Source organism: uncultured Jannaschia sp., from assembly GCF_947494055.1.
Classification (GTDB): domain Bacteria; phylum Pseudomonadota; class Alphaproteobacteria; order Rhodobacterales; family Rhodobacteraceae; genus Jannaschia.
The window spans coordinates 284,410-307,340 of sequence record NZ_CANLTR010000001.1 but is presented as its reverse complement, the minus strand read 5'-3'; the positions used below and the strand labels follow the sequence as shown (position 1 = coordinate 307,340).

27 protein-coding genes are annotated in these 22,931 nt (G+C 68.3%); 17 read left to right on the top strand and 10 right to left on the bottom strand.

From position 1 onward, the window contains the following. The first annotated feature begins 116 nt into the window (after nucleotides 1–116). Nucleotides 117–1,835, top strand: a complete 1,719-nt coding sequence (locus Q1A87_RS01570) for a bifunctional sulfate adenylyltransferase/adenylylsulfate kinase (protein WP_299646343.1) — start codon at nucleotides 117–119, stop codon at nucleotides 1,833–1,835. Between the two features lie 185 nt (nucleotides 1,836–2,020). Further along, nucleotides 2,021–2,398: a response regulator gene (locus tag Q1A87_RS01565; protein ID WP_299646341.1), complete on the top strand. Its 378-nt coding sequence runs from the start codon at nucleotides 2,021–2,023 to the stop codon at nucleotides 2,396–2,398. A 67-nt stretch (nucleotides 2,399–2,465) separates the two neighbouring features. On the opposite strand, the gene Q1A87_RS01560 is transcribed toward Q1A87_RS01565, so the two are convergent. Beyond that, on the bottom strand, nucleotides 2,466–2,696 hold the full coding sequence (locus Q1A87_RS01560; RefSeq protein WP_299646339.1) for a DUF1150 family protein: 231 nt from the start codon (nucleotides 2,694–2,696) through the stop codon (nucleotides 2,466–2,468). Nucleotides 2,697–2,717: 21 nt separating this feature from the next. Further along, on the bottom strand, nucleotides 2,718–3,143 hold the full coding sequence (locus Q1A87_RS01555; RefSeq protein WP_299646337.1) for an Hsp20 family protein: 426 nt from the start codon (nucleotides 3,141–3,143) through the stop codon (nucleotides 2,718–2,720). Nucleotides 3,144–3,347: 204 nt separating this feature from the next. Here Q1A87_RS01555 and Q1A87_RS01550 point away from each other — a divergent pair, with 204 nt between their 5' ends. The 4 genes from Q1A87_RS01550 to Q1A87_RS01535 are packed head-to-tail and all read left to right on the top strand — an operon-like array spanning nucleotide 3,348 to nucleotide 5,789. Beyond that, the gene (locus Q1A87_RS01550) at nucleotides 3,348–3,524 is read left to right on the top strand and encodes a DUF465 domain-containing protein (RefSeq protein ID WP_299646533.1); all 177 of its coding nucleotides are present in this window, start codon (nucleotides 3,348–3,350) and stop codon (nucleotides 3,522–3,524) included. Nucleotides 3,525–3,535: 11 nt separating this feature from the next. Then, a complete protein-coding gene (gene purE, locus Q1A87_RS01545) occupies nucleotides 3,536–4,021 on the top strand; it encodes a 5-(carboxyamino)imidazole ribonucleotide mutase (protein ID WP_299646335.1) in 486 nt (161 codons plus the stop codon). Continuing rightward, nucleotides 4,018–5,082, top strand: coding sequence for a 5-(carboxyamino)imidazole ribonucleotide synthase (locus Q1A87_RS01540; RefSeq protein WP_299646333.1), 1,065 nt, complete (start codon nucleotides 4,018–4,020; stop codon nucleotides 5,080–5,082). The genes purE and Q1A87_RS01540 overlap by 4 nt, the downstream gene beginning before the upstream one ends. After that, nucleotides 5,079–5,789 carry a tRNA (guanine(46)-N(7))-methyltransferase TrmB gene (locus Q1A87_RS01535; RefSeq protein ID WP_299646331.1) on the top strand — a complete coding sequence of 237 codons (711 nt, stop codon included), beginning with the start codon at nucleotides 5,079–5,081 and terminating at the stop codon, nucleotides 5,787–5,789. The genes Q1A87_RS01540 and Q1A87_RS01535 overlap by 4 nt, the downstream gene beginning before the upstream one ends. A gap of 7 nt (nucleotides 5,790–5,796) precedes the next feature. Here Q1A87_RS01535 and Q1A87_RS01530 read toward each other — a convergent pair whose 3' ends face one another. Next, nucleotides 5,797–6,840 carry an MBL fold metallo-hydrolase gene (locus tag Q1A87_RS01530; RefSeq protein ID WP_299646329.1) on the bottom strand — a complete coding sequence of 348 codons (1,044 nt, stop codon included), beginning with the start codon at nucleotides 6,838–6,840 and terminating at the stop codon, nucleotides 5,797–5,799. A gap of 99 nt (nucleotides 6,841–6,939) precedes the next feature. On the opposite strand from Q1A87_RS01530, the gene aroA reads away from it, so the two are divergent. The 5 genes from aroA to Q1A87_RS01505 all read left to right on the top strand — a co-directional run bounded on the left by aroA (nucleotide 6,940) and on the right by Q1A87_RS01505 (nucleotide 11,410). Continuing rightward, a complete protein-coding gene (aroA, locus tag Q1A87_RS01525) occupies nucleotides 6,940–8,274 on the top strand; it encodes a 3-phosphoshikimate 1-carboxyvinyltransferase (protein ID WP_299646326.1) in 1,335 nt (444 codons plus the stop codon). 165 nt (nucleotides 8,275–8,439) lie between these two features. Continuing rightward, nucleotides 8,440–8,847, top strand: coding sequence for a GFA family protein (locus Q1A87_RS01520; protein WP_299646324.1), 408 nt, complete (start codon nucleotides 8,440–8,442; stop codon nucleotides 8,845–8,847). Continuing rightward, nucleotides 8,844–9,461, top strand: coding sequence for a (d)CMP kinase (locus Q1A87_RS01515; RefSeq protein WP_299646322.1), 618 nt, complete (start codon nucleotides 8,844–8,846; stop codon nucleotides 9,459–9,461). Before Q1A87_RS01520 ends, Q1A87_RS01515 begins: the two co-directional genes overlap by 4 nt. Before the next feature lie 49 nt (nucleotides 9,462–9,510). Further along, entirely contained in the window at nucleotides 9,511–10,734 is a 1,224-nt protein-coding gene (locus Q1A87_RS01510; RefSeq protein WP_299646320.1) for a DUF2130 domain-containing protein, read from the top strand. Continuing rightward, nucleotides 10,727–11,410 (top strand): dienelactone hydrolase family protein, encoded by a 684-nt coding sequence (locus tag Q1A87_RS01505; protein ID WP_299646319.1) that lies wholly within the window; start codon nucleotides 10,727–10,729, stop codon nucleotides 11,408–11,410. Before Q1A87_RS01510 ends, Q1A87_RS01505 begins: the two co-directional genes overlap by 8 nt. Nucleotides 11,411–11,414: 4 nt before the next feature. Here the strand turns inward: Q1A87_RS01505 and Q1A87_RS01500 are convergent, their stop codons facing one another. After that, complete coding sequence (locus Q1A87_RS01500; RefSeq protein ID WP_299646317.1) at nucleotides 11,415–12,107, bottom strand: zinc transporter; 693 nt, start codon at nucleotides 12,105–12,107, stop codon at nucleotides 11,415–11,417. A 205-nt stretch (nucleotides 12,108–12,312) separates the two neighbouring features. Between Q1A87_RS01500 and rpsA the strand changes: the two genes are divergently transcribed. The 5 genes from rpsA to trpB all read left to right on the top strand — a co-directional run bounded on the left by rpsA (nucleotide 12,313) and on the right by trpB (nucleotide 16,989). Next, nucleotides 12,313–13,992 carry a 30S ribosomal protein S1 gene (gene rpsA, locus Q1A87_RS01495; protein ID WP_299646315.1) on the top strand — a complete coding sequence of 560 codons (1,680 nt, stop codon included), beginning with the start codon at nucleotides 12,313–12,315 and terminating at the stop codon, nucleotides 13,990–13,992. A gap of 345 nt (nucleotides 13,993–14,337) precedes the next feature. Continuing rightward, the gene (gene ihfB, locus Q1A87_RS01490) at nucleotides 14,338–14,622 is read left to right on the top strand and encodes an integration host factor subunit beta (RefSeq protein ID WP_299646313.1); all 285 of its coding nucleotides are present in this window, start codon (nucleotides 14,338–14,340) and stop codon (nucleotides 14,620–14,622) included. A gap of 47 nt (nucleotides 14,623–14,669) precedes the next feature. Beyond that, nucleotides 14,670–15,017 carry a LapA family protein gene (locus Q1A87_RS01485; protein WP_299646311.1) on the top strand — a complete coding sequence of 116 codons (348 nt, stop codon included), beginning with the start codon at nucleotides 14,670–14,672 and terminating at the stop codon, nucleotides 15,015–15,017. A gap of 16 nt (nucleotides 15,018–15,033) precedes the next feature. Further along, the gene (locus tag Q1A87_RS01480) at nucleotides 15,034–15,696 is read left to right on the top strand and encodes a phosphoribosylanthranilate isomerase (RefSeq protein WP_299646309.1); all 663 of its coding nucleotides are present in this window, start codon (nucleotides 15,034–15,036) and stop codon (nucleotides 15,694–15,696) included. A 60-nt stretch (nucleotides 15,697–15,756) separates the two neighbouring features. Then, on the top strand, nucleotides 15,757–16,989 hold the full coding sequence (gene trpB / locus Q1A87_RS01475; protein ID WP_299646307.1) for a tryptophan synthase subunit beta: 1,233 nt from the start codon (nucleotides 15,757–15,759) through the stop codon (nucleotides 16,987–16,989). A gap of 106 nt (nucleotides 16,990–17,095) precedes the next feature. On the opposite strand, the gene Q1A87_RS01470 is transcribed toward trpB, so the two are convergent. The 3 genes from Q1A87_RS01470 to pth all read right to left on the bottom strand — a co-directional run bounded on the left by Q1A87_RS01470 (nucleotide 17,096) and on the right by pth (nucleotide 18,936). After that, nucleotides 17,096–17,692: a GNAT family N-acetyltransferase gene (locus Q1A87_RS01470; protein ID WP_299646305.1), complete on the bottom strand. Its 597-nt coding sequence runs from the start codon at nucleotides 17,690–17,692 to the stop codon at nucleotides 17,096–17,098. A gap of 79 nt (nucleotides 17,693–17,771) precedes the next feature. Then, nucleotides 17,772–18,158 carry a DUF2237 domain-containing protein gene (locus tag Q1A87_RS01465; protein WP_299646303.1) on the bottom strand — a complete coding sequence of 129 codons (387 nt, stop codon included), beginning with the start codon at nucleotides 18,156–18,158 and terminating at the stop codon, nucleotides 17,772–17,774. Between the two features lie 85 nt (nucleotides 18,159–18,243). Then, nucleotides 18,244–18,936, bottom strand: coding sequence for an aminoacyl-tRNA hydrolase (gene pth / locus Q1A87_RS01460; RefSeq protein ID WP_299646301.1), 693 nt, complete (start codon nucleotides 18,934–18,936; stop codon nucleotides 18,244–18,246). 135 nt (nucleotides 18,937–19,071) lie between these two features. Between pth and Q1A87_RS01455 the strand changes: the two genes are divergently transcribed. Next, nucleotides 19,072–19,617: a DNA starvation/stationary phase protection protein gene (locus Q1A87_RS01455; protein WP_299646299.1), complete on the top strand. Its 546-nt coding sequence runs from the start codon at nucleotides 19,072–19,074 to the stop codon at nucleotides 19,615–19,617. A 42-nt stretch (nucleotides 19,618–19,659) separates the two neighbouring features. Here Q1A87_RS01455 and Q1A87_RS01450 read toward each other — a convergent pair whose 3' ends face one another. The 3 genes from Q1A87_RS01450 to Q1A87_RS01440 all read right to left on the bottom strand — a co-directional run bounded on the left by Q1A87_RS01450 (nucleotide 19,660) and on the right by Q1A87_RS01440 (nucleotide 22,831). Next, the gene (locus Q1A87_RS01450; protein WP_299646297.1) at nucleotides 19,660–20,235 is read right to left on the bottom strand and encodes an NUDIX domain-containing protein; all 576 of its coding nucleotides are present in this window, start codon (nucleotides 20,233–20,235) and stop codon (nucleotides 19,660–19,662) included. Beyond that, on the bottom strand, nucleotides 20,232–22,043 hold the full coding sequence (locus Q1A87_RS01445; protein ID WP_299646295.1) for a M3 family oligoendopeptidase: 1,812 nt from the start codon (nucleotides 22,041–22,043) through the stop codon (nucleotides 20,232–20,234). Before Q1A87_RS01445 ends, Q1A87_RS01450 begins: the two co-directional genes overlap by 4 nt. Nucleotides 22,044–22,117: 74 nt before the next feature. Beyond that, complete coding sequence (locus Q1A87_RS01440; protein WP_299646293.1) at nucleotides 22,118–22,831, bottom strand: folate-binding protein; 714 nt, start codon at nucleotides 22,829–22,831, stop codon at nucleotides 22,118–22,120. Nucleotides 22,832–22,931: the final 100 nt, after the last annotated feature.

Genomic DNA, 22,931 nt, shown 5'->3' with positions numbered 1-22,931 from the left:
GCCGGCATCGTTTCCCGTGCATACCGCGCGAAATCGGACGACCGGGCTTGAACCCCGTCTTTCTTCGGGTCTAAGGGCGCGCGAACCGACCGAGACGATCCCACCCGGAGCCCTGCATGTCCCTTACCACGCCGAACCTGACGCCCATTCCCGAACTCTACGTCAGCTACGACAGCGCGCAGAAGTTGAAGGCCGAGGCGGCGGACCTCGTCAGCTGGGACATGACCCCGCGCCAGATCTGCGATCTGGAGCTGCTGATGAATGGCGGGTTCAACCCGCTGAAGGGCTTTCTCGGGCAGTCGGATTACGAGAGCGTCGTGGAGACCATGCGGCTCGCCGACGGAGCGCTCTGGCCGATGCCGATCACGCTCGACGTGAGCGAAGCCTTCGCCGAGACGATCGCCGAAGGGCAGGACATCGCGCTGCGCGACCAGGAGGGCGTGATCCTCGCGATGCTCTCGGTCACCGACATCTATCGCCCCGACAAGGCGCGCGAGGCCGAGATGGTCTACGGCGCCGACGATCTCGCCCATCCGGCAGTGAACTACCTGCACAACAACGCAGGCCCGGTCTATGTGGGCGGCGCGATCACCGGCATCCAGCCACCGGTGCATTACGACTTCCGCGCCCGTCGCGACACGCCGAACGAGCTGCGCGCCTATTTCCGCAAGCTCGGCTGGCGCCGCATCGTCGCCTTCCAGACGCGCAACCCGCTGCATCGCGCGCATCAGGAGCTGACCTTCCGCGCCGCGCGCGAGGCGCAGGCGAACCTGCTCATCCATCCGGTCGTGGGCCTGACCAAGCCCGGCGACGTGGATCACTTCACCCGCGTACGCTGCTACGAGGCGGTGCTCGACAAGTATCCGGGGTCGACCACGACGATGTCGCTCCTCAACCTCGCAATGCGGATGGCCGGCCCGCGCGAGGCCGTCTGGCACGGGATCATCCGCCGCAACCACGGCTGCACCCACATGATCGTCGGCCGCGACCATGCCGGGCCGGGCAAGAACTCGGCGGGCGAGGATTTCTACGGCCCCTACGACGCGCAGGAACTCTTCCGTGAGCACCAGGACGAGATCGGCTTGGAGATGGTCGACTTCAAGCACATGGTCTACGTTCAGGAACGGGCGCAATACGAGCCCGCCGACGAGATCGCCGACCGCGACGACGTCACGATCCTGAACATCTCGGGGACCGAACTGCGCCGCCGTCTGCGCGAGGGGCTGGAGATCCCGGAATGGTTCTCCTTCCCCGAGGTCGTGCAGGAGTTGCGCCGCACGTCCCCGCCGCGCAGCAACCAGGGCTTCACCGTGTTCTTCACCGGCCTGTCGGGCTCCGGCAAGTCCACCATCGCCAACGCGATCATGGTGAAACTGATGGAGATGGGCGGCCGCCCGGTGACGCTGCTCGACGGCGACGTGGTGCGCAAGCATCTCTCGAGCGAGCTTGGTTTCTCCAAGGAGCACCGTGACATCAACATCAAGCGGATCGGCTATGTCGCGTCCGAGATCACCAAGAACGGTGGCATCGCCATCTGCGCGCCGATCGCGCCCTACACCGCGACCCGCCGGGCCGTTCGCGAGATGGTCGAGGCCTACGGCGCCTTCGTCGAGGTCCACGTCGCCACCAGCGTCGAGGAATGCGAGCGGCGCGACCGCAAGGGCCTCTACAAGATGGCACGCGAAGGGAAGATCAAGGAGTTCACCGGCATTTCGGACCCCTACGAGGCGCCGGTCAATGCCGAGCTCGTCGTCGATACCGAGGGCTACGAGGTCGATAATTGCGCCCAGCAGGTCCTGCTGAAGCTGGAATCGATGGGTCTCATCTCCGGCTGAGGCTATTTGTCACATTTCTGCAACGTATCCGCCCGATCTGGTTGCGAATGCAGAATGGTGGCCGGGTGACGGAACATCCTGCAGTACGGCACCGTTCCAACGGCACTGGGTCCAACTGGTATTCCAAACGAGCGCCTCGGACCCGGTGCGGCCAAGGTGCCCGCGAGGTGATCTGTGAGGCGATGATGCTGGACGATTGCAACGTGATGCTTGTCGAGGACGAGGCGCTTCTGGCGCTGGACCTGTCCCTGACGCTCGAAGACGAGGGGGCGAACGTCGTCGGGCCCTTCGCGACGGTCGATTCGGCAATGCCCGCTTGCGACTCCGTCGACCTTGCCGTGCTCGACGTCGATCTTTGCGGCTCCAAGGTGTTTCCCGTCGCGGATCGCCTGCAGGCCGTCGGCAAGCCGTTCCTGTTCCATACGGGACGCGCAGACCTGCGGATGCTCGTCGACCGTTACGGCGCGGACGCGCTGGTTCTGGTCAAGCCCGCCCGGGGGTCCGAGATCGTCAGGATCCTGACGTCGCTCCGGGAGGCGTCGCAGCTCCAGCTCGCGATGTAACGATCGGGTCGAATGCATGGAAAAGGCCGCCCGTGGGGCGGCCTTTCCAGTTTCCGGCAGGTGTCGGTCAGTGCACGCTGACCGGTTGCAGATCGTTCTGAATCGCGATGTTGAACGCGAGGCTGCGGTCGCCAACGAGCGCAACCTGCTCGCCATCGGCGCGGTGCAGCGCATAGAGTTTGTCGAGCCCACCTTCGCGTGCCTCGTCCTGCACTTCGGTCGGCAACTCGTCCATCTCGACGGACCGGACGTAGACGAGCGATCCACCGAGGGCTTCGATATCGGTATGTCGTGACATGGCTATCTCCTTCGGTCGGGCTCAGCCGCCGGACGGGCGGGTCGTTTCGATTCGTATCGTGTGTACAACGCTCGAGGGCGTCGATCGTTGCAGGTCGACATGCAGAAGCCCGTGCTCCAGTGTCGCACCTGCGACCTCGACCCCGTCTGCCAGCACGAAGGCGCGCTGGAACTGCCGGGCCGCGATGCCGCGATGCAGGTAGACGCGGTCGCCATCCTCGCGCGAGCGTCCGCGAATGACGAGCTGGCGATCCTCCAGCGTGATGGCCAGGTCGGCCTCGCCGAACCCGGCCACGGCCAGCGTGATGCGGAAGCCCGTCTCGCCGGTCTGTTCGATGTTGTAGGGCGGGTAGCCGTCATTCCCCGTCCGCGCCGTACGCTCGACGAGCCGCTCGAGCTCGTCGAAGCCCAGCAGGAAGGGGTGGGTGCCGAAAGTCGGCTTGGTCATGTCTCGGGTCCTTTCGCGAAGCGATCCGATGATGTCGTCCGGCCCTGAAGCGGCACCGGTACGGTCGATATCTGGGAATAACGGCGCCGTGTTGCAAGATGGTTGGACTGGCCGCCCCGCCGGTGTAGGAGGCCTGCGAAGACTTGCGAGTGCCTGCCTGTGACCGATGCCCCCGAGAAATTGAACCACGAGGACATCCTGCGCATGCGCCTCGAAGTGCTTCGGCAGGACCACCGCGATCTCGACGTCGCGATCCGCGCGGTCGAGGACGGTCCGGCGCCCGATCCGCTCGTGGTGCGGCGCCTGAAGCGACAGAAGCTCGGCCTCAAGGACCGCATCGCCCGGATCGAGGACGAGCTCACCCCCGACATCATCGCCTGAGGCAAGCCGGCATGACAGACGCTCCGCCCGTGGGACTCATCATGGGCTCGACCTCCGATTGGCCGACGATGAAGGCCGCCGCCGACATCCTCGACGAGCTCGGCGTGGCCCACGAGGCGCGCATCGTCTCGGCGCACCGCACGCCGGACCGGCTCTGGGCCTACGGGCGGGAGGCGGTGGATCGCGGGCTGAAGGTCATCATCGCGGGCGCGGGCGGCGCGGCGCATCTGCCCGGCATGATGGCGTCGAAGACGCGGCTGCCGGTGATCGGCGTGCCGGTGCAGACCAGAGCACTGTCCGGCGTCGACTCGCTCTATTCGATCGTGCAGATGCCCCGCGGGTTTCCGGTGGCGACGATGGCCATCGGAGCGGCCGGCGCGGCGAATGCCGGGCTGATGGCCGCGCAGATCCTCGCGCTTTCCGACGCGGACCTGGCGCGGCGCATCGACGACTGGCGCGCCGCGCTCAGCGCCTCGATCCCGGAGGTCCCGGAATGAGCGGTCTCGCGCCCGGCGCCAAGATCGGCATCCTCGGCGGCGGGCAGCTCGGCCGGATGCTCTCGGTCGCGGCGAGCCGTCTCGGCTACCGCAGCCATGTCTACGAGCCCGGCGATGCGCCGGCGGCGGACGTGGCGCATGCCCATACCCGCGCGAGCTACGAGGACATGGCCGCGCTCCGGGCCTTCGCCGAGTCGGTCGACGTGGTGACCTTCGAATTCGAGAACGTGCCGGCCAACGCGCTCGACCTGATCGGCGCGCTGGTTCCGATCCGGCCGGGGGTGGAGGCTCTGGCGGTGAGCCAGGACCGGCTGACGGAAAAGACCTTCCTCGAAGGTCTCGGGCTCGCGGTCGCGCCGTTCCGGGACATCCCCAATCTGGGCGCGCTGCAATCCGCGCTGGGCGATCTCGGCGCGCCGGCGATCCTGAAGACGCGGCGGCTGGGCTACGACGGCAAGGGGCAGGTGCGGATCGACGATCCGGCCCGGGCGCGAGAGGCTTTTGCCGAGATGGCCGGGGCGGACGCGATCCTCGAGGGGTTCGTACCTTTCGAACGCGAGGTCAGCGTCATCGCCGCGCGCGGGCTTTCGGGCGAGGTCGTCTGCTTCGATCCGGGCGAGAACGTGCACGCGGCCGGCATCCTGCGGACGACGACCGTGCCGGCGACGCTGCCCGCGAGTCTTCGCACCGACGCGGCACTTCTCGCGGGCCGCATCCTCAACGCGCTCGACTACGTGGGCGTGATGGGGGTGGAGCTCTTCGTCACCGGGGCCGGCCTCGTCGTCAACGAGATCGCGCCCCGCGTCCACAATTCCGGGCACTGGACGCAACTCGGTTGCGCGGTGGATCAGTTCGAGCAGCATATCCGCGCCGTCGCGGGGCTGCCGCTCGGCGACGGGGCGCGGCATGCGGACGTGGTGATGGAGAACCTGATCGGCGACGACATGGACCGGCTGCCGGACCATCTTGCCGCGTCCGGCACCCAGGTGCACCTCTATGGCAAGGCCGATACGCGCGCGGGCCGCAAGATGGGCCATGTCAATCGCCTCGCCGGCCTATGACGGACAGGATTGCGCCCGAGCGCCCGCACCGGAACTTCTACGGCCGCCTGAAGGGTAAGCACCTCAAGGCGAGCCAGCAGGCCTATCTGGAAGAGGATCTCGCGCATTATGCGCCCGGGGCCGTGAATTGGGCGTCCAACCCGGAGCGCACGCCGCTCGACCTCGACGCGATCTTCGACAGGCGCGAGGTCTGGCTGGAGATCGGTTTCGGCGGCGGCGAGCATCTGGTGCATCAGGCGGCGCGCAATCCCGACGTCGGCCTGATCGGCGCGGAGCCCTATATCAACGGGGTGGCGAAGCTGCTCGGCCTCCTGCGCGACGCGACGGCAAACAACATCCGCATCCATCCCGGCGACGTGCGCGACCTGTTCGACGTGCTGCCGCCGGCCTCGATCGGTCGCGCCTTCCTGCTCTACCCCGATCCCTGGCCCAAGGCGCGCCACCACCGTCGTCGCTTCGTGACGGCCGAGCATCTTGAGCCGCTGGCGCGTGTCCTGAAGTCCGGCGCGATCTTCCGCGTGGCGACCGACATCCCCGACTACGTGCGCCAGACGCTCGCGGAGGTGCCGCAGCACGGGTTCACCTGGCTTGCCGAAGGGCCGACCGATTGGCGGGAGCCGTGGGACGACTGGACCCGGACGCGCTACGAGGCGAAGGCCATCCGCGAGGGGCGGGTGCCGCATTACCTGACCTTTCGACGGGACTGAGCCTGGTTCAGGCGGGCAGGTCCCAGACCGTGCCGGGCGGGACGGCGCGGAACACGTCCTCCGGGATGCCTACCTCCGCGAGCGCCTTGTGCAGCTCGATCACCGGGTCGTCGCGCGCCTCGTCGGTGAGCTGGAACGTGCCCCAATGCTGCGCAAGTGCGTAGTGCGCGGTCGACAGCCGGAACCCCGCCACGGCTTCGGCCGGGTCCTGGTGTTGCGGCGCCATGTACCATCGCGGCGCGTAGGCGCCAATGGGGATGAGCGCCAGCCGGTAGGGGCCGTGCCGCGCCGCGACCTCGTAGGGCCGCCCCCCGTCGAAGGCGGTGTCGCCCATGACGAGCACGCGCCCCACCGGCGTCTCGACCGCGAAGGAGCACCACAGCGCGTCGTGCCGGTCGCGCAGCCCCCGCGCGCTCCAGTGGTGGCATTGCAGAAGCCGCACCGTCGCGCCGCCGACCTCGAACACGTCCTCCCAGTCGCCGACCCGCACGTCGAGATCCGGGATCGCGTCGTGCAGGATCGTGTCGTTGCCGAGCGGCGTCACCACAGGCATCCCGTCGCGCTCGTGCAGACGGCGAAGCGTCGGCATGTCCATGTGATCGTAGTGGTTGTGGCTCAGGACGACGAGGTCGATGGGCGGCAGGTCCTCGAACGCGATGCCGGGCGCCGTCACCCGCGCCGGGCCCGCGAACTGCACCGGGCTCGCATGCTTCGTCAGGATCGGATCGGACAGGATGTTGAGCCCGCCCGCCTGGATGAGGCTCGTTGCCTGCCCGATGAAGGTGACGCGCAGACCCACGACGCGTTCATCCGGCACGGCCTGGGTCACAGGCACGTGGTCGGGCCAGTCCTGACGTCCACCGGAGGTCTGCCAGCGGAGGAGCTCGCGGAAGCCGCGCGTCCGCATGCCGTCGGGGTTGAAGAACTTCGAGCCGTCGAAATGGTCGCTGACGGGACCGGAATAGTAGCGGTTGCCCAACGTGACCTCTCTGGCGGCGCAGGCCCCGACGCCGAGCAGGGCGGCGAGGCCGAGGAAGGTGCGGCGTCTCATGGGGCGCGGATAGACTGTTTCCGGCCGGATTGCACCTGCGGCGGAATGGACGCGCCGGGCCGCGCGGGGTAGGTCGCCCGCGACCGCGAGGAGAGAGACATGAGCCACGGCCCCGCCACCCCCCTCACCGCCACCGCCGCCGGCCCGCTCTCGGGCACGGCGCATGTCCCCGGCGACAAGTCGATCAGCCATCGCAGCCTGATCCTCGGCGCGATGGCCGTGGGCGAGACGCGGATCACCGGGCTGCTGGAGGGGCAGGACGTGCTTGATACCGGCCGCGCCATGCGGGCCTTTGGCGCGACGGTCGAGAGGGAGGGCGACACGTGGGTCGTCCACGGCGTCGGCGTCGGCGGGCTGATGGAGCCCGAGGACGTGATCGACTGCGGCAATTCCGGCACCGGCGTGCGCCTCCTGATGGGGGCGGCGGCGACGCATGGCTTCGCGGTGACCTATACCGGCGATGCGAGTCTGCGGAAGCGGCCGATGGCCCGGGTGACCGACCCGCTCGCGAAGTTCGGCGCGGTAGCCCACGGTCGCTCGGGCGGGCGGCTGCCGATGACGCTCGTCGGTGCCGCGAATCCGGTGCCCGTGCGTTACGCGACGCCCGTGCCCTCGGCGCAGGTCAAGTCGGCGGTGCTACTGGCCGGATTGAACGCGCCGGGCGAGACGGTGGTGGTCGAGCGCGAGGCGACGCGCGACCACAGCGAGCGGATGCTGGCGGGCTTCGGCGCCGAGATCGCCACGCGGGACACGCCGGAGGGCCGGGAGATCACGCTTGTCGGCCGCCCCGAGCTCGCGCCGCAGACGATTGCCGTGCCGCGCGATCCGTCCTCGGCGGCGTTCCCGGTCTGCGCCGCGCTGATCGTGCCGGGCTCCGACGTGCTGGTGCCGAATATCGGGCTGAACCCGACCCGCGCCGGCCTTTTCGAGACCCTGCGCGAGATGGGGGCGGACCTCGCCTGCGAGAATCCGCGCGAGGAGGGGGGCGAACCCGTGGCCGACCTCCGCGCCCGCTTCTCGCCCGACATGAAGGGCATCGAGGTGCCGCCTGCCCGCGCCGCGAGCATGATCGACGAATATCCGATCCTCTCGGTCGTCGCGGCGCATGCGGAGGGCACGACGGTGATGCGCGGCGTGGCGGAGCTTCGCGTCAAGGAATGCGACCGGATCGATGCCATGGCCGCGGGCCTGCGCGATTGCGGCGTGACGGTGCGCGACGGCGCCGACTGGTGGGAGGTCGACGGGCGCGGCCCGGGGGGCATGCCGGGCGGCGCGACGGTGGCCGTCCATCTGGATCACCGCATCGCGATGAGCTTCCTCTGCGCGGGTCTCGCCGCGCAGGCGCCGATCACCGTGAACGATGCCGGCCCGATCGCGACCTCCTTCCCCGTCTTCCGCGACCTCATGGACGCGCTCGGCGCGACGTTTCGCTAGGCCCGCGGGGTGCTCGCGAACGGATCGGGGCGGCGGCGCGTCCGGCAACCGGAACATGCGGCATTTCGTCGAGAAAGCGCGGTCCGCCCGTCATCCAGCGAGACGTGGACGCGCTCCCGTGACAACGCTACCTTGAAGGGTGACTTGGGGTACGGGGGAACGTCTATGGTTCGGACGGGCGGCTGCCTTTGCGGCCAAGTGAAGTTCAGGGTCATCGGGCGTCTGCGCCCCGTCGTGGCCTGCCATTGCGAACAATGCAAACGCACGAGCGGCAACTACGTCGCCGCCACTTCGGCGCCCCAGCATGCGGTGTCGATCTGGGGCGAGGTGCATTGGTATCAATCCTCCGACGTCGCGCGGCGGGGGTTCTGTCCCACCTGCGGGGCGAACCTGTTCTGGGACGGGCCGGGCCAATGTCTGTCGATCATGGCGGGCGCGCTCGACAAGCCCACCGGGCTGGCCCTCATCGGTCATATCTTCTGTCGGGAAAAGGGCGACTGGTACGACATTCCGGACGGCGAGCGGCGCGCGCCGGAGAACGACCCGGCAATGACGGCGAAGGTCTGGGATTGATCTTCACGGTCGCGATCGACGGGCCGGCGGCGGCCGGCAAGGGCACGGTGAGTCGGGCAGTGGCGGATCATTTCGGGTTCCGCCATCTCGATACCGGCCTCCTGTACCGCGCGGTCGGCGCGCGGATGCTGGCGGGGGAGGACGCCGTCGCGGCAGCCGAGGCGCTGTCGCCCGACGATCTGCGGAGCCCCGATCTTCGGACGCAGGACGTGGCCGCCGCGGCGAGCCGGGTCGCGGTCGTGCCCGAAGTGCGTGCGGCCCTGGTCGCTTTCCAGCGCGGCTTCGCCCGGTCCGAGGGCGGCGCGGTTCTCGACGGGCGCGACATCGGCACGGTGATCTGCCCGGAGGCCGAGGCGAAGCTCTACGTCACCGCCTCCCCCGAGATTCGCGCCGAGCGGCGTTTCGCGGAGCTGGTCGCGCGCGGGGCGGAGGTGACGCTTGCGGGCGTTCTGGAGGACGTGCTGGCGCGCGACGCCCGGGACATGGGCCGCGCCGAGGCGCCGCTCCGGGCGGCCGGGGACGCGACCCTGATCGACACGTCGGACATGGCCGTCGAGGATGCGGTTGCCGCCGCGATCGCGGCCGTGGAGGTTCGGCGCTCCGGACGGGGATGATCTCCGGGCAGCGCTTGCCCGCGTGTCCCGGCTGGGGCAGCAAGGCGCCATGACCGATCCGAAGATTCTCTGCCCGAGCTGTTCCTCGGAGATCCCGCTCACCGAATCGCTGGCCGGCCCGCTTCTCGAGGCGACGCGCAGGGAGGCGGCCGAACGTCAGGCGACCGCCCTGGCCGAGCAGAAGCGCGCGATCGAGGCCAAGGCGGCGGAACGCGCGGTGGCGCAGCAGGCGGCGCAACTGGCCGAGCTTCGCGAGGCGGAGGCGGCGCGCGAGGCGGAACTCGCGACGATCCGGGCCCGCGAGGCGCAGCGCGAGACGAAGCTCGCCGAAGCGCAGAAGGCGCAGGCCGCGGCGATGGCGCGCGAGGCCGCGCTCGCCGACCGCGAACGCGAGATGGACCTCACCATACAGAAGCAGGTCGCCGCCGCGACCGAGGCCGCCCGCGCGAAGCTGTCCGCCGAGGCGGAGGCGCTCGCCACCGAGAAGCTGCGCACCGCGGAGGAGGCGGCACGGCTGAAGCTCGTCGAGAAGGACCAGCAGATGGACGTGCTGCGCCGTCAGGTCGAGACGCTGCAGCGGAAGATGGAACAGGGCAGCCAGCAGCTACAGGGAGAGGCGGCGGAGGTTCTCCTCGAGGAGCAGCTCGGCGCGGCGTTCCCGACCGACGAGATCGCCCCGGTCGGCAAGGGTGCGCGCGGCGCGGATTGCCTGCAGCGGGTACGCAGTACCGCGGGGGAGGCCGGCGCGATCCTGTGGGAATCGAAGCGCACCGCGAACTTCTCGCGCGACTGGCTGCCGAAGCTGCGCGAGGACATGCGTGCGGCGGGCGCGGACGTCGCCGTGCTGACCTCGCAGGCGCGGCCCGAGGGGATCGCGAGTTTCGCCATGCTCGACGGCGTCTGGGTCGCCGCGCCCCGCTATGCGGTGCCGCTCGCGCATGTCCTCCGCGAGAGCCTGCTCCGCGTCTCCGAGGCGCGCGGCGCGCGGGAGGGGCAGGCGACCAAGACCGAGATGCTCTACGACTATCTCACGGGCCCGGAGTTCCGTGCCCGGATGGAAGCCGTGGTCGAACCGTTCGAGGCGATGCAGACCGCGCTTCTGCGGGAGAAGAAGCAGATGAACGCGCAATGGGCCATCCGCGAGAAGTCGCTGGACAAGGCGATGGCGGCGATGATGGGCATGTACGGCGACGTGAGGGGCATCGCCGGCGCGGCCGTCGCGGAGATCGCCGCGCTGGAGTCCGAACTTCTCGAGGGGGACGAACATGGGTGAACGTCACGATTACGAGGCCGGGGACACGTGGATGCAGGGCTACCGCGCCCGGCCAGGAACGCCGAACGGCACGGTGTTGCTGGTGATTCCGGCATTCATGGGGCTGCGCGACTTCGAGATGGCCCAATGCGATCGCTTCGCGGAGCTCGGCTACGAGGTGCTGGGCGTCGACTACTTCGGTGACGGCTGGACGACCACCGATCCCGAGGAAGCCAGCGCGGCGATGGGCAAGCTCGACGATGACCGCGAAACGCTCCTTGTCCGCACCCGGGCCGCGCTCGCCGAGGCGCGGGGATGGGGTGGGCGCGTCGGCGCGATGGGTTTCTGTTTCGGCGGCAAGGCGGTGCTCGACCTCGCACGGGCGGGCGAGCTCGACGCGGCGGTCTCGATGCACGGGATCTACGACAAGCCGCCCTTCGAGACGCAGGCGATGCCGCCCGTGCTCCTCTGCCACGGCTGGAACGACCCGCTCGCGAAGCCCGCCGACTTCGAGGCCATGACAGAGGAGCTGGAGGCGAACTCGCCGGACTGGCACGCGCTCTGCTTCGGGCAGACCGGCCACGCCTTCACCAACCCGGCCAATCCCGGCAACGGCGAGACGATGGGCTATGTCGAGCGATCCGCTGAGCGGACCCGGTCGGCGGTCGAGGCCTTCCTCGCGGGTCAGCTGACCTGACGGCTCAGCCAAGCTGCTCCAACGACAGCGCGACGACGAGGCCCAGGGCGACCGCGATCCCGGCGAGATGAGGGTCCTGCCGTCCGGCCTTCGGAAAGACCTCGGTCGAGAGCGAGGCAAGGACGGCGCCGGCGGAAAAGCACTGGATCGCCTCGACCGTTCCGTCCGGCACGTCTGCCAGAAACCACCGCCCGGCCAGCGCCGAGAACGACAGAAGCACTGCGACGGCGGTCCAGAGCAGGATGATCCGCGTTCCGGATTCGCCGTCTTCGCGCATCGAGGCGGCACCGCCCGCCGCCTCCGGGAGGTTCGACAGCAGGATCGATCCGGCGAGCGCTGCAACCCCGAGCGGCCCCGTGCCGATCAGGGCGGTGCCGAGCGCAAGATTCTCGGGGACGCCATCGAAGGTCACGGCGAGCAGCAGGCCGAGCCCGCCCGCCCGCGCCATGTGCCGGTCGGTCCAGGCATCCGCCGCGCTGAACAGCGCCGCGCCGAGGAGAACGATCCCGGCCGTCCCGGGCAGGCCGATCACGTCGAGCGCCGGCTCGATCAGTTCCATCATCACCGAGACGATCAGCGCGCCGCCGGCCCCGGCGACGAGCAGCCCCTCGGCCCGCTCCGACAACCAGCCGCGCACACCGATCCAGGCGCCGAGCACGAGGGCGCCTGACGTGATCCCGATGACGAGGGCGACCATCATCCCGGCAAACAAGCCGCAAGGGCGAGGGTTCCCCCACGCGCTTGCGCCGCGCGCGCTTTTGCCTTAACAGCCGCGCGTCACCCGACAGCGCGATGTCATTGCGGCAGCGGCCGCACCCGTCGCGCTATCCGACCAATTTCCCAGACCGGCGGAGACAACCGCGCGGCCAGCAACCATGAACCGTAAGGAATAGACCGGCCATATGGCGCAAAACGCATCCATGGAGGAGTTCGAGGCCCTCCTGAACGAAAGCCTCGAGATCGACACGCCGAGCGAGGGCTCGGTGGTCAAGGGCAAGGTCCTCGCCATCGAGGCGGGACAGGCCATCATCGACGTCGGCTACAAGATGGAAGGCCGCGTCGATCTCAAGGAATTCGCACAGCCCGGCGAGGCGCCCGAGATCGAGGTCGGCGACGAGGTGGAAGTCTACCTCCGCAACGTCGAGAACGCCCGCGGCGAGGCCGTGATCAGCCACGAGATGGCCCGTCGCGAAGCGGCGTGGGACCGTCTGGAAGAAGCCTACGGCAAGGAAGAGCGCGTCGAGGGCGCCATCTTCGGCCGCGTCAAGGGCGGCTTCACCGTCGATCTTGGCGGCGCCGTGGCGTTCCTGCCCGGCTCCCAGGTCGACGTGCGCCCCGTGCGCGACGCGGGCCCGCTCATGGGCCTCAAGCAGCCGTTCCAGATCCTCAAGATGGACCGCCGCCGGGGCAACATCGTCGTCTCGCGTCGCGCCATCCTCGAGGAGAGCCGCGCCGAGCAGCGTGCCGAGGTCATCGGCAACCTAGCCGAGGGCCAGAACGTCGACGGCGTCGTCAAGAACATCACCGAATACGGCGCCTTCGTCGATCTCGGCGGTGTGGACGGCCTGCTGCACGTCACCGACATGGCCTGGCGCCGGGTCAACGACCCGCGCGAGATCCTGTCGATCGGCGAGACCGTCAAGGTGCAGGTCATCAAGATCAACAAGGAGACCCACCGCATCAGCCTCGGCATGAAGCAGCTGCAGGAAGATCCGTGGGACACCGTGGTCGCCAAGTACCCGCTCGACTCGACGCATAGCGGCCGGGTCACCAACATCACCGATTACGGCGCCTTCGTGGAGCTGGAGCCGGGGGTCGAGGGACTCGTCCACGTCTCCGAGATGTCCTGGACGAAGAAGAACGTCCACCCGGGCAAGATCGTCTCCACCTCCCAGGAGGTCGAGGTCATGGTGCTCGAGATCGACACCGCGAAGCGGCGCGTCTCGCTCGGTCTCAAGCAGACCATGCGCAATCCGTGGGAGGTCTTCGCGGAGACCCATCCGGAGGGCACGCCGGTCGAGGGCGAGGTCAAGAACATCACCGAGTTCGGTCTGTTCATCGGCCTCGAGGGCGACATCGACGGCATGGTCCACCTGTCGGACCTGACCTGGGAAGGCCGTGGCGAGGACGTCATCGGCGACTACCGCAAGGGCGACATCGTCAAGGCGGTCGTGTCCGAGGTCGACACCGAGAAGGAGCGCATTTCGCTCTCCATCAAGGCGGCCGGCGGCGACCCCTATGCGGAGGCGATCGGCGGCGTGAAGCGCGGCTCGATCATCACCGTCGAGGTCACCAAGATCGAGGATGGCGGCATCGAGGTCGAGTACGAGGGGATGAAGTCCTTCATCCGCCGGTCCGATCTGGCCCGCGACCGCGCCGACCAGCGGCCCGAGCGCTTCGGCGTCGGCGACAAGGTCGATGTCCGCGTGACCAACGTCGATTCGAAGAATCGCCGGCTCGGCCTCTCTATCAAGGCGCGCGAGATCGCCGAGGAGAAGGAAGCCGTGGAGCAGTTCGGGTCTTCCGACTCGGGTGCCTCGCTCGGCGACATCCTCGGCGCCGCGCTGAAGGGCGACGACTGAGCCCGAACGATCGGTTCGGACCCATGGAAGCCCCGGTCGATCGGCCGGGGCTTCTGCCGTTCCGGACAAGGGCCGGCCGGTCCCTGTGGACGCGCGACATCGCGACCTGACCCAGCCTCTATGTGGGATTTTCCCTGACATCGTCCGGCGATCGGGCCGGGCCGATGCCCGTCTTTTGCGCGGCGCGCACGCGTTCCCTCGCGCAACACGCGGTAAAGTTGCACTTTTGGGCTAGCGATCACGGCCCTGTGTATGTTTACCTTTGCACGAGGCGATTTCTTCGAGGAGATCGGGGGTTGTCCGCGCGCCGGTGAATCGAACCGGGAGCTGTCGCAAGGAATAGAGATGATACGATCCGAGCTGATTCAGAAGATCGCAGACGCCAATCCGCATCTCTACCAGCGTGACGTCGAGAAGATCGTGAACACCATCTTCGAAGAGATCGTGGATGCCCTGTCGGACGGCAACCGCGTCGAGCTTCGCGGTTTCGGGGCCTTCTCCGTAAAGCAGCGCGATGCTCGTATGGGCCGGAACCCGCGAACCGGCGAGTCGGTCGAGGTCGAGGAGAAACACGTACCGTTCTTCAAGGCCGGCAAGCTGCTCCGCGACCGGCTGAACGGCAAGGCGTGATGCGCGCTACGCTGGACAGGCGCGAACGCCGGGGATAGGTCACAGACATGAATTTCGTGCGCTATCTGTTCCTCGGGATCCTCGCGTTGGTCCTCCTCGTGCTGGCCCTGGCAAATCGCGGCGCGGTGACGTTGCGCCTGTTGCCGGAAGATGTCGGCGCCTATCTCGGGACGGGCCAAGGGTTCACGGCCCCGCTCTTCGTCGTGATCTTCCTCGCGATGGCGGTCGGCCTGCTCATCGGGTTCGTCTGGGAATGGCTGCGCGAGCACAAGCACCGGGCCGCCGCGCGCGCGGAGCGGACCGAACGCGAACGTCTGCAGGGCGAGCTGACCCGCAATCGCGCGCGCCGCTCCGATCGGGATGAGGTTCTGGCGCTCCTGAACGATCCCTCCTGACCATGCCGGTCGTTCCATGCTTCGCGTGAGCCGCTCCCGAAGCGGCGTCCGCGTGAAGATCTGCGGTCTGCGGACACCGGAGGATGTTGCCGCGGCGGCCGAGGCAGGGGCGGCCTATATGGGTCTTGTCTTCTTTCCCGCGTCCCCCCGCCACGTCGATCCGGAGACGGCCCGTGCGCTCGCCGTCGCGGCGCCGGTCGGGTTGGCCAAGGTTGCGCTTCTAGTCGATCCCGAGGATGATCTGCTCGAGGAGATCATCCGCGCCGTTCCGCTGGACATGCTGCAGCTTCACGGCCGCGAGACGCCGGCGCGGGTCGCGGAGATCCGAGCGCGCAGCGGATTGCCGGTGATGAAGGCGGTCGGGTTGCGCGACGAGGCCGACCTGGCCGCGCTCGACACCTATGCAGATGTGGCGGACCAGATCCTCGTGGACGCCAAACCGCGGAAGGGGGCGGCGCTGCCGGGCGGGAACGGAATCGGGTTCGACTGGCGCCTGATCGCCGACCGGACGTGGCAGACGCCTTGGATGCTGGCCGGCGGCCTGACGCCCGAAAATGTCGGCGAGGCGATCCGCCTGACCGGCGCGCGGCAGGTCGATGTCTCCTCCGGGGTCGAGTCCGCGGTCGGGGTCAAGGATGCGGGCCGGATCGCGGCCTTCTGCGACGCCGCGCATGGCTAGGGCCGTTGCGGAGACCTTCGGCCGCCTCTAGAGATCGGGCGCGGACCTCGGAGGTGGAACATGCCCGACGATCTTCTGAACTCCTTCATGACCGGCCCCGACGAGAAGGGCCGATTCGGCGATTTCGGCGGGCGGTTCGTCTCCGAGACGCTGATGCCATTGATCCTCGAACTCGAGCGGCAATACGAGCACGCGAAGACGGACGAGACGTTCTGGGCCGAGATGCACGATCTCTGGACGCATTACGTCGGCCGCCCCAGCCCGCTCTACTTCGCCGAGCGGCTGACCGCGCATCTCGGCGGTGCAAAGGTCTACTTCAAGCGCGACGAGCTGAACCATACCGGCGCGCACAAGATCAACAACGTGCTGGGCCAGATCATCCTCGCCCGTCGCATGGGAAAGACCCGGATCATTGCCGAGACGGGGGCGGGCCAGCACGGCGTCGCGACGGCGACCGTCTGCGCCAAGTTCGGGCTGAAATGCATCGTCTACATGGGCGCGCACGACGTGGAGCGGCAATCGCCGAACGTGTTCCGCATGAAGCTGCTGGGCGCGGAGGTCATTCCCGTCACCTCGGGGCGCGGCACGCTCAAGGACGCGATGAACGACGCGCTGCGCGACTGGGTGACGAATATCGAAGACACGTTCTACTGCATCGGCACGGTCGCGGGGCCGCACCCGTATCCGGCGATGGTGCGCGACTTTCAGGCGATCATCGGACAGGAGGCCAAGGCGCAGATGCAGGAGGCCGAGGGTCGGCTCCCCGACACGATCATCGCCGCCATCGGTGGCGGGTCGAACGCGATGGGCCTGTTCTACCCCTTCCTCGACGACAAGGAGGTGTCGATCATCGGCGTCGAGGCCGGCGGCAAGGGCGTGAACGAGAAGATGGAGCATTGCGCCTCGCTCACCGGCGGGCGGCCGGGCGTGCTCCACGGCAATCGGACCTACTTGCTGCAGGACGAGGACGGGCAGATCCTCGAAGGGTTCAGCATTTCCGCCGGGCTCGATTATCCGGGGATCGGGCCGGAACATGCCTGGCTTCACGACACCGGGCGGGCGCAGTACGTCTCGATCACCGACGTCGAGGCGCTGGAGGCGTTCCAGCTCTGCTGCGAGATGGAGGGAATCATTCCCGCACTCGAGCCGTCGCACGCGCTGGCACACGTCACGAAGATCGCGCCCGACCTGCCGTCCGATCACATCATCTGCATGAATCTCTGCGGCCGGGGCGACAAGGACATCTTCACCGTCGCCAAGGCGCTCGGCTGGAACATGGCGTCAGGGGGATAGCCTCCGCATTTTGCGGTGTTGGAGAATGCACCGCCCGGCGGCATGCCATGCGGCCGAAGCCGCAATCTTTGCACTCGCGACCTGATAGGGATTACCGCCAACCGCGCTAGCGGATCAGCGGGATCTGCGGCGCGGCGTCCATCGGGATCGTGCCGTCGAGGCGGGGGTCGTCCACCACCTCGACCTCGCGGCGCACGGGGATGAAGCCCGAGCGGATGTAGAAGGGCAGCGCGACCGGGCTGTCGAAGGTGCAGGTGTGGATGTGCAGCCGCTCGATGGGCCGCGCGAAGGCACGCGCGATCCCGGTCTGAATCAATGCCCGCCCGGCGCCCTTGCCCTGCGCGGCGGGGGTGAGGCCGAGGAAGGCCAGCTCGCAGCTTCGCCCGTCGCGGAAGTCGAGTTCCAGAAGTCCCTCGGCCCGCCCGTCGATCTCGAGCGCGAAGACCTCGACATCCCCGTCGGCAAGGATCTCGCCCAACGCCGCGCGCGAGAGGCGCAGGCGCGAGAACCACATCCATGTCAGGCCGCCCACCCGGAGGAACAGGTCGCGGTACCAGTCCGGATCCGGCGCTTCGACTTGGCGAAGCATCATGCCTTCAGGGAGCTTGGCGTCGGGCGACGGGGGCGGGGCTCGCATCTCCAGATGGGTGACGATGGCGGCGATCCGGCCGGGTGCAACAGGGTGGAAACCGGGTTCGAGCATCGGCCCGTGAGGTAGAGGATGTCGGACATGAATGCCAGCGCCGACGACCGGCGAGCTGAAGGCGAAAGCGCGTTCGTTCTTACGAGATGTCCATCGCGTAGAGCGTCAGCACGTCCATCGGCACGACATCGAGCGTGCGCTTGTGCGTGGCCGCGAGGCGGATGCGCGGCGCGGCCCCGTGCTCGTGGGCATCCAGGAACCGGGACGCGCAGAGGCACCAGCGGTCGCCGGGCTTCAGGCCGGCGAAGCCGTATTCGGGACGGGGCGTGCTGAGATCGTTGCCGCTTTCCCTGGAATGCTCGAGGAAATCCTCGGTGACGACGGCGCAGACGGTGTGCACGCCCCCGTCCATCCCGCTGGTGTTGCAGCAACCGTCGCGGAAGAAACCCGTCATCGGATCGGTCGAGCAGGTCTCGAGCCGTTCGTCAAAGACGTTCACGCTCGGCTGTTTCCCGGTCTCCGCCATGGCGTCGCTCCCTGTGCGTTCGGCCTTGCTTTTCGACATAGCGCAGCCGCACCGCGCCGGCCACGCCCGTTGCCGCCGGGGGCGTCTAGCGGAACTTGCGGGCGAGCTTCTGGAGGGGGGAGAGCTGCGCCTCGGGCTCCGGTTCGGACTCGGACGGGGCATGGCGCTCCGGCTCGTCGCCGAGGTTGGCCCGGCCACCCGACGGCCGCTGCGGCGTCGTCCGGAGCGCGACCGCGTTCGAAAAGCCCGCCCCGTCTCCCGCAGCGAGCTTCGGCGCGCCGTCCGCGATTCCGCGCAGGAGGTCGTCCAGCATCTCGTCCTCCGCCTTCGCGAAATCCGACAGGACGTAGCCCGAGACCCGATCCTTGTGCCCCGGATGACCGATGCCGATGCGCACCCGCGCGTAGTCCGCGCCGATATGCTGGTGGATCGACCGCAGCCCGTTATGGCCGGCATGCCCGCCCCCCTGCTTTAGGCGCAGCTTGCCGGGCGCGAGGTCGAGCTCGTCGTGGAACACGGTCACGTCGGCGGGGTCGAGCTTGTGGAAGCGCATCGCCTCGCCCACCGACTGGCCGGAGAGATTCATGAACGTGCCGGGCTTCAGGAGCCAGACCTTCTCCGAGCCGAACCGCACCTCGGCGATCTCGCCTTGGAACTTGGAGCGCCAGACGGCGCCCTGATCCGCCGCGATCCGGTCGAGCGCCATGAAGCCCACATTGTGCCGGTTGCCCGCGTATTTCGCGCCCGGATTGCCCAGACCTGCCCAAAGCTGCGTCACCGTGTCCCTCCTGCCTTCGTGTTCCGTCTCCTGCGACGCAACGTCCCGGTCGTTCCGTCCGGCCGATACGGAACGGAACACCGCTTCGGGGATGACGTTCCTCCTGTCCCCATGCCAACCCGGAACATACAGATCATGCGCATCACCACACCCCTCGTCTGCCTGTGTCTCGCGATGCCGCTTCCGGCCTTCGCACAGGACACGACGCAATCTGCCCCGGAGGAGAACGTCCCGCTGACCGAGGACGTCCGGTCGACCTCCACCACGGCGCTGCAGGACACGCTCTACGACCTGATTGCAATGAAGCATGCGGCGCATCAGGAGCATTGGAACGTCGTCGGCATCGAATACTACCAGATGCACGAGTTCTTCGAAGAGCTCTACACCGACCTCGAACCCTATATCGACATGGTCGCCGAGCGGAAGCTGGCGCTCGATGTGATCGCCGACGGCCGGCCCTCCGCGGTGGGCGAGAACGCCTCCAACGCCGAGCCGGAGCCGACCGAGACGCAGGGGAGCGACGCGATCGACTTCCTCATGGAGAACTGGAAGATCGTCTCCGACCGTCTCTACGAGCGGATCGACGCGACCGAGGACGATCTCGTGACGCAGGATCTTCTCATCGCGGTGACCGCGCTCGTCGACAAACAGCTCTGGCAACTCCGCGCGCATACGAAGTGAGCGGGACCGGCTGTGGCAGTCCCCTGCCACAGCCCCCGACGGTCACCCCGCGCGGCGCAGCAGGAACGTTTGGATCAGGACCACGGTCTTGGCGTCACGGATCTCGCCGCGCTCGACCATCGCCGCCGCTTCCGTCACCGGCAGGTGCAGCACTTCGATATCCTCGCCCTCGCCGGCCAGGCCACCGCCCTGGCCAACCCGTTCCTCGCGCGTGTAGCGACCCAGAAAGCAGGCCAGGGATTCGGTGACCGACCCGGGTGACATGACGAGATCGGCGACATGGTCGAGGGCGCCGACCTCGTAACCCGTCTCCTCCATCAGCTCCGACCGCATCCGCGCCGTCGGGTCCGCCCCTTCGAGCAGGCCCGCCGGCACCTCGATCAGGAACGGGTCGAGTCCCGCGACCTGCATCGGCAGGCGGAACTGCCGGGTTAGCAGGAACGTGTCCGCCGCCGGGTCGTGCAGCAGGCATGCCACCGCGTGACCGCGGTCGTAGACCTCCCGCACCTGACGTTCGACCGTGCCGTCACCGCGGACGTAGTCGAACGTGTGCTTGGTGAGCGTGCCCCAATTGTCCGACAGGACTTCCTGCGAGACGGGACGATAGCGCTCGCTCACTCCATTGCCTCGAGCTGATCGATGAAGCCCTCGATCATGCCCAGCCCCTTGTCCCAGAAGGCCGGGTCGGAGGCGTCGAGGCCGAAGGGCGCCAGAAGCTCCTTGTGGTGCTTCGATCCGCCGGCACGCAGCATCTCGAAATACTTGTCCTGGAACCCCTCCGGCGCGTCCTCGTAGGCGGCGTAGAGCGCGTTCACCAGCCCGTCGCCGAAGGCATAGGCATAGACGTAGAAGGGCGAATGCACGAAATGCGGGATATAGGCCCAGAAATGCTCGTAGCCCGGCATGAACTCGAAGACCGGCCCGAGGCTCTCGGCCTGCACCGACATCCACAACGCGTCGATGTCTTCCGGCGTCATCTCCCCCTCGCGGCGGGCGTCGTGCAGCTTCACCTCGAAATCGTAGAAGGCGATCTGGCGGACGACCGTGTTGATCATGTCCTCGACCTTGCCGGCGAGCATGACCTTGCGCTGCGCGTCGTCCTTCGCGCCTTCGAGCATGGCGCGGAAGGTGAGCATCTCGCCGAAGACGCTGGCCGTCTCGGCGAGCGTCAGCGGGGTCGAGGACAGCATCTCGCCCTGATCCGCGGCCAGCACCTGATGCACGCCGTGGCCCAGCTCGTGGGCGAGTGTCATCACGTCGCGCGGTTTGCCGAGGTAGTTCAGCATCACGTAGGGATGCACGCTGGTCACGGTCGGATGCGCGAACGCGCCGGGAGCCTTGCCGGGCTTCACCCCCGCGTCGATCCAGCCGCGGTCGAAGAACGGCGCCGCGATCCGCGCCATCTCCGGCGAGAAGCCGGCATAGGCGTCCATCACGGTGCTGCGCGCCTCGTCCCAGCCGATCGTCCGGGTCTCCTCCATCGGCAGCGGCGCGTTCCGGTCCCAGACCTGCAGCTTGTCGAGGCCGAGCCATTTGGCCTTCAGCGCGTAATAGCGGTGCGACAGGCGGGGATAGGCGGCCACCACGGCGTCGCGCAGGGCCTGCACCACCTCCGGCTCCACATGGTTGGCGATGTGCCGGCTCGCTTGCGGGGAAGGGAGGCCGCGCCAGCGGTCGCCGATCTCCTTCTCCTTGGCGAGCGTGTTGTGGATGCGCGCGAAGGTCCGCGTGTTGCGCCCGAACACGTCGGCCAGTGCGCGGGCGCCGGCTTCCCGTCTTGCGCGGTCGTGATCGGTCAGCAGGTTCAGCGTCGCTTCGATGCCGAGGCTCTCGCCGTCCACATCGAAGGTCAGCCCGGCGATGGTCTCGTCGAAGAGCTTGTTCCAGGCCGCCGCACCCACGGTCGATGTGTCGTGCAGGAACCGCTCGAGCTCGTCGGAAAGCTGGTAGGGCTTCATCGCGCGCAGCCGGTCGAGCGCGGGGCGGTAGCGCGCCAGATCCGCGTTCGCCGCCATCAGCGCCTCGTAGGCATCGTCCTCGATCCGGTTGAACTCGAGCGCGAAGAAGACCAGCGGCGTCGTCATCACCGTGATGCGGTCCTGCATGTCGGACATGAATTTGGCGCGTTCGCCGTTCGTCGTCTCCTGGTAGTAGCGCAGGCCGGCATAGGACATGATCCGGCCCGCCACCTCGTCGATCTTCTCGTTCCGCTCGATCGCGCGCAGCATCTCCGCGGCGTCGAGCTCGGCCAGCCGGTTCTCGTAATCGGCGGCATAGGCGCGGCACTCGGCCTCCAGCCAGTCGAGATCGGCCAGAAGCTGCGGCGCATCCTGCCCGGTATACAGGTCGTCGAGGTTCCAGTCCGGCAAATCGCCCAGCGGCTCGCCGGCGGGGGAGGTTGCGTTCGCGTCGCGCAGAAGGGTCATGTCTCGCCTCAAAGGTCGGTTCCGGCCCTACCTAGGCGCGCGAGGCATCGAGGGCAAACGGTCCCGGGCACCGCTCAGGCGAGCGTGAGCGGCGCGCCGTTGACCTCCATCCCGTCGGTCCGGTCGAAGCGCAGATAGGCCAGCGCACGGTCGCCCGACACGGTGTGGACCGTCCCGACCGGGCGTCCGTCGGCGGTGATCTCCGCCCCCGGGGTCACATCGCCCCGGACGCGGGCGAGCCCCTTCCGCAGCTCGGTCTTGTGCTTCATGCGGGCCGTCACCTCCTGCCCCACGTAGCAGCCCTTGCGGAAATCCACCCCGCCCAGCCGTTCGAACCCCATCTCGAGGATGTAGCTCTCGTTCGGGACGAGCTCGATGCCGGTGGCGGGCACCATGTTCTCCACCCGCACCGCGTCCCAGTCGGTCCCGTCGCCGTCGCCCGCATCGTAGAGCCGCCAGCCCATGCCGGGCCGTGGATCGGCCATCGCGCCCTCGGGCGCCTCGCCGGTCCCACGCGCGATCTCTGCCTCTTCCGCCGCGATCTCGACCTTCGAGCGCAGCTTGTACATGCCGAGCCGCTGCGCGAGCGCCGGGGCGAGGTCGCGGGCGACGTCGAGCACGAAGGCGTCGCCGTCGCGGAACGTCAGGAAGTCCGCGAGGTACTTTCCCTGCGGCGTCAGGAGCGCGGCGTAGCCCAGCCCCGTCTCCGGTACGTCGCGGGTCAGGAGGCCGTGGAGGAAATGGCCCGCATCGGGGCCGGTGATGCGGAGGAGGGTGCGTTCGGTCATGCTTCGACAGATAGGCAAACCCGCTTGCCATCCAAGCCCCCGCGTCACCCGGCCCCCGCAGATTGACCCTCGCCGGGGCCGGGCGTAGCCATGCCGCGAC